The sequence below is a fragment of the Anaerorhabdus sp. genome (assembly GCF_036657415.1).
In the GTDB taxonomy this organism is placed as follows: Bacteria; Bacillota_I; Bacilli_A; order Erysipelotrichales; family Erysipelotrichaceae; genus Anaerorhabdus.
On sequence record NZ_JAVXGL010000105.1, the window covers coordinates 1 to 5,432 of the forward strand.

Annotated in this window: 4 protein-coding genes, 2 tRNA genes and 1 pseudogene; 6 read left to right on the plus strand and 1 reads right to left on the minus strand. The window is 32.0% G+C overall.

Going from position 1 to position 5,432, the window contains the following annotated elements; translation table 11 throughout:
• The 6 genes and pseudogenes from RSB60_RS10580 to RSB60_RS10605 form a co-directional block, all read left to right on the plus strand.
• Window positions 1-241, plus strand: a pseudogene (locus tag RSB60_RS10580) (ABC transporter ATP-binding protein); the annotation flags it as partial.
• Window positions 241-1,026, plus strand: a complete 786-nt coding sequence (locus tag RSB60_RS10585; protein ID WP_323380925.1) for an ABC transporter permease — start codon at window positions 241-243, stop codon at window positions 1,024-1,026. The pseudogene RSB60_RS10580 and the gene RSB60_RS10585, both read left to right, overlap by 1 nt.
• Window positions 1,026-1,850: an ABC transporter permease gene (locus tag RSB60_RS10590; RefSeq protein ID WP_323380926.1), complete on the plus strand. Its 825-nt coding sequence runs from the start codon at window positions 1,026-1,028 to the stop codon at window positions 1,848-1,850. The genes RSB60_RS10585 and RSB60_RS10590 overlap by 1 nt, the downstream gene beginning before the upstream one ends.
• Window positions 1,819-2,898, plus strand: coding sequence for an ABC transporter substrate-binding protein (locus RSB60_RS10595; RefSeq protein ID WP_332476155.1), 1,080 nt, complete (start codon window positions 1,819-1,821; stop codon window positions 2,896-2,898). The genes RSB60_RS10590 and RSB60_RS10595 overlap by 32 nt, the downstream gene beginning before the upstream one ends.
• A 107-nt stretch (window positions 2,899-3,005) precedes the next feature.
• Window positions 3,006-3,080 (plus strand) — tRNA-Cys (locus tag RSB60_RS10600).
• A gap of 10 nt (window positions 3,081-3,090) precedes the next feature.
• A tRNA-Leu gene (locus RSB60_RS10605) sits at window positions 3,091-3,177 on the plus strand.
• Window positions 3,178-3,427: 250 nt separating this feature from the next.
• Here the strand turns inward: RSB60_RS10605 and RSB60_RS10610 are convergent.
• On the minus strand, window positions 3,428-5,056 hold the full coding sequence (locus tag RSB60_RS10610) for an amidohydrolase (RefSeq protein WP_332616240.1): 1,629 nt from the start codon (window positions 5,054-5,056) through the stop codon (window positions 3,428-3,430).
• Window positions 5,057-5,432: the final 376 nt, after the last annotated feature.

Sequence of the window (5,432 nt, forward strand, 5' to 3'; positions counted from 1 at the left end):
GAAACGTTGGGCAAATGCTACAGCATGGTCGTTAGAAGATGATAGTGTTGTAGATATCTATGATGTTAAATATGATTTTGATGATGAAGATATTGCGGTTGGGGAATACAAAATAACATTTGCAACTAAGGGAAGAGAATTTAAAATTCATACAACAGACTATAAAGAAGAGGGCATGAAGGTAGGCTTAGATTTTGAACCAGAAGATATTCATGTCATGAGTAAAACAGGTACCTATTAATGAAAAGCTTTTCTAGGCTAGTCTACCCTTATATGATTTGGGCAGCAATATTTATTGTTGTTCCAATGTTATTGATTGTATTATATGCATTCACAAAAGAAGGAAATGGTGTATTAACATTACAATTTACTTTATCAAACTTTGCTCGCTTCTTTAGTGATAGTATATTCCCTAATGTATTATGGCGCTCATTAAAATTAGCGGTTATTACAACAATTATTTGTATTTTGCTCGGATATCCAGCTGCATACTTTATGTCTAAGTTGAATTCTAACAAAAGAACAATGATGGTATTATTAATTACACTTCCAATGTGGATAAATATGCTTGTGCGTACATATGCATGGCGCGGTATTTTATTAGATTTTCCTATATCAGGAGAAATGAAAGTATATATTGGTATGGTATATAACTTTATACCATTTATGATACTTCAAATTTATACTTCATTATTAAAAATGGATCCAAGTCTTATTGCAGCAGCCCAAGACTTAGGTGCAAACCGATTTGAAACATTTAAACGTGTTGTACTTCCATTATCAATTCCTGGAGTTATTTCAGGAATTACATTAGTATTTTTACCAGCGGTATCAAGTTTCTTTATTCCAAAATTGTTGGGTGGAGGAGACTTTGTATTAGTTGGTAACTTGATTGAGAATTATTTTGTTTCAACAGGTGATTGGAACTTTGGTTCAGCAATTTCACTTATCATGGCAATTATCATCTTGATTTCAATGTTTATCACAAAGAAATTAGATTATGAAAGTGCAGAGGTGGGTGACTAATGAAAAAAATTAAAAACTTACCACAAAATTTATATTTGATTTTGATGTTAGCATTCTTCTATCTACCAATATTGTACGTAGTTATCTTCTCATTCAACGAATCTAAAAGTTTGACGAATTTTACTGGATTCTCACTACAATGGTATGAAAAGATGTTTGCGAATCGCACGATGATGGAAGCAATTTGGTATACCGTGATTATCGCTGTTCTTGCGACAATCATCTCAACAATTGTTGGGACAATAACAGCAATTGGATTAAGTAAATCACGTAAGATTTTAAAAGAAACAGTAATGCAAGTAAATAACTTACCAATGTTAAATCCAGAAATTGTAACAGCAATTGGATTGATGTTATTCTTTACTTCACTACAAATTAAAACCGGATTTACAACACTCTTAATTGCGCATGTCGCCTTTTGTATTCCGTATGTAATATTAAGTATTATGCCTAAATTAAGGCAGTTAGATAATAACTTGGCTGAGGCTGCATTGGATTTAGGATGTACACCTTGGCAAGCATTAATCAAAGTTATTATTCCACAAATTACTCCAGGTATTGTTTCGGGTGCATTGATTGCATTTACAATGTCATTTGATGATTTCATCATTTCATTCTTTACGACAGGTCCTGGTGTCAATAATATATCAATATATGTTTACACAATGTATAAACGAATTAATCCAAGTATTAATGCATTATCTTCAATTATCGTATTTGTAATTACGATTGTACTAATTGGTGTTAATGTTGTACCGATGATTAGAGATAGAAAGAAAAAGGAGAAAATTAATGAAGAAGATTTTAGTAACTCTATTATGTAGCATCTTGGCATTATCACTTACAGGATGTGGTTCTAAAAAAAGTGATGTTGATCCAATAGCACAATATGGTTGTGATGTATTAAATGTATATAACTGGGGAGAATATGTTGGTGAAAGTGTAATTTCAGATTTCGAAAATGCATACAATGTAAAAGTAAACTATTCTTTGTTTGATTCAAATGAAGTTATGTATACAAAATTACTTGGTGGTAGCCAATATGATGTATTAGTTCCTTCTGACTATATGATTGAAAGATTAATTGACGAAAAATTACTTCAACCAATTGATTGGAATAAAATCACAAATAAAGGGAATTTATATGATGGTGTTATGGCAACAGCATATGATCCAGATAATACATATTCAGTTCCTTACTTTTGGGGAAGTGTAGGCATTGTTTACAATAAAAATAATGTAGATCCTCAAGATGTTGAAAAAGAAGGATTCAATGTGTTAAAAAATAGTAAATATGCAAATCGTGTTTATATGTATGATTCTGAAAGAGATAGTTTCATGATTGCATTAAAAGCTTTAGGCTATTCAATGAATACTGAAAATCTTGATGAAATTAATGAAGCTTATGAATGGTTACTAGAACTTGATAGAAATGTTAATCCTGCTTATGTAACAGATGAAGTTATTGATAGTATGGTTAATGGCGAAAAAGATTTAGCGGTTGTTTATAGTGGCGATGCTGCTTATATTCTTTCTGAAAATGATGAGATGGATTACTATATGCCAGAGTCAGGAACAAACGTTTGGGTAGATGCAATGGTTATTCCTGCGAATGCAAAATGTCCAGCATTAGCACATGAGTTTATTAATTTCATATTGACTGATGATGCGTCATATGATAATTCTGCAACAGTTGGATATGCAAGTTCAAATAAAAATGTTTTGGATGAAATGATTGCGGCTGGTGGCGAATTTGAAGGTAATGTTGCATATTTACCACGTACAGATAATCCAAATGATGAATACTTCCATCATAATGAAGCAATGAAGAAAATACTTTCAGATTTGTGGATTAAAGTTAAAAATCAATAAGATGTAGCGAGTTTAAATAGCTCGCTTTTTCTTTGTGAAAAAAGTTCAATTTGGTGTTGCTTTTTCATAGTCACTACTATATAATAATAAAGCACGGAAAAGAAACTGGTTCCTTAGCCAAGCTGGTAAGGCAATAGACTGCAACTCTGTGATCGCCGGTTCGAGTCCGGCAGGAACCTCCAAATATGACTCGGGGATATGGCGGAATAGGCAGACGCATCGGACTTAAAATCCGGTGATGGCAACATCGTATGGGTTCAAGTCCCATTATCCCCACCATCGTTAATTAAAAAGCGATATATCTTTATAGATATGTCGTTTTTTTATTCTATTTTGGCGAATTTTGTAAACAAGATAATTGAATCCTATTAAAATCATCTCAACTGATACTTTGGTAAGTTTACTAGAAATTGACATTTTAATGCATCACAAATAAAAAAATCCCGCTTTTCATATACAAATGTTTTTTCTGATTTCATTTGTTTACTTTAGCGGGATTAAAATAAATTGGTCACTTGAGTATAATCGATTATTTTATGTTCGTTTCATTTCCATCTAAATAAGTTTTAATTACTTTGATGTCACCAATTTTTAATGGATCTACTTTATATGGGTTTTCTTGAATCACTGTGAAGTCTGCAAACTTTCCAATCTCGATGCTTCCGATTTCTTTTTCACGATTTAATTGGAATGCAGCATTAATTGTGATGCCTTTTAAAGCTTCATGTACAGGTATTGTATATTCTTGCCCGAATACCTTACCAGCGCGACTTCTTCGTGTAGATGCAGTACATACTAAGCGAAGAGGGTTAGCGGAATACATCGGATCATCCGTATGCAAAGAGAAATTTACTCCATTAGCCAATGCCCAGCGACAGTTAACTGCAATTTTAGTTCTATCTTCACCAACAACTAAATCATTTAAGGCTTCGCCATAATAATACAAATGATTGACATGATAGCTTAATTGAATTCCTAATTTAGCGCATCGTTTAGTATCTTCTTCACTTAAAAATGCACAGTGTTCTAAACGATGACGATGGTCAGCTCTTGGAAATTCATTTAGAACACGCTCAAAGATATCTACGATTACCTTGCCGGCATAATCGCCTTGCGAGTGCACAGAAATTTGGATTCCTTTATTATGATATTCTTTTATAAGTTCATACATTTTTTCTTGTTCAAATAGAAATTCACCATTTTGATTTTTAGGTACATATAAACGGTCTTGCATGATTTCGTTTTCCAAATAATTATCAAACATTTTCATGTTTCCAGTATATGGAGATCCATCAAACCAAAATTTGATACCGGTAAATTTTGATTTAGGGTGATTTGGGATGAGACGGTCTAGGCTTTCAGCACCTGATAAGAAATTAGGATAAGTGATTGCATAGTCGTGTCGAATTGGACAGTCATCTTTATTTATAATGTCACATACAAACTGATTGTGATTTTCGATAAGTGGCATCATTCCTGCAGTCCAGCAGGTTGTTATACCAACTGCTGCAAGTTGCTTTGCTTTATTTAGGAAATAAGTATCCATAGGTTCATTTATACTTTGCATCCATTTACTGAGAAACATTAGTGCGAAGGTTTGTTCAGTTAAGACTCCAGTTGGTTCACCATTTTCATCTTTGAAACAGTGACCATCTCTTGTGTCTTTCGTATCTTTACTAAATTTTAATTCACTTAAAGCCAAAGAGTTGGCGTAAGTTGTGTGCATCGATTGGATGATGATAAATAGAGGGTGGTCTTTAGTTAATTGATCTAAATATTTACGATCCATTTTTGGAAGATCACGATTAATTAAATAATCTAGACCGAAGAAAAAAATCCATTCTCCCTTTGGTGTTTCTGCGATAACACGTTTTATTTCATTTAAAACATCTTCAGTTTTTGCGTATTTGATGCCGCCAATGTAATTTGCTCGATCAATAATTGCAGCTAAGTCTAAATGTATATGGGGTTCAATAAAGCCTGGAAACATAACGTTTCCTTCTAAATCAATCATTTCAGTTTGGTCATTCTTCAATTTGTTTACTTCTTCAAATGTTCCTAATTGTGCAATTTTTCCTTCTTTTACATAGACTGCTTCTACTTCTTTGTTCTTTTCATCCATTGTAATGATTGTTCCATTATAAAATATTTTTTCCATATTTTCTCCCTTCAAATAATTTGTGTAATGAATAAGTACAATCAATGTATTTACATCTTATTTCTTTGTTTTTTTTGACATTTATACAATTATAATACCTTGCATTCTCCTTATTTAAATAATAGCATAAAACTAAAAAAGCGAGTAATTTACCTCTTTCAATTGATTGTTCAAAAAATGCTAGGTAATTAATTATGATATTTTTTGTTGGAAATTAGTATTAAATTTCAATTTTTTCTGATTTTTATATAATTAAAAGCAATGTAAACGTTGATAAAAGTAGAATGATTTGTTGGAGCGAGTGCAATAATGCATAGAATAATGAATGCTTAGATTGTGAATGGTTAATAGTCATTTTTTGGAAAAAGTAGATAAT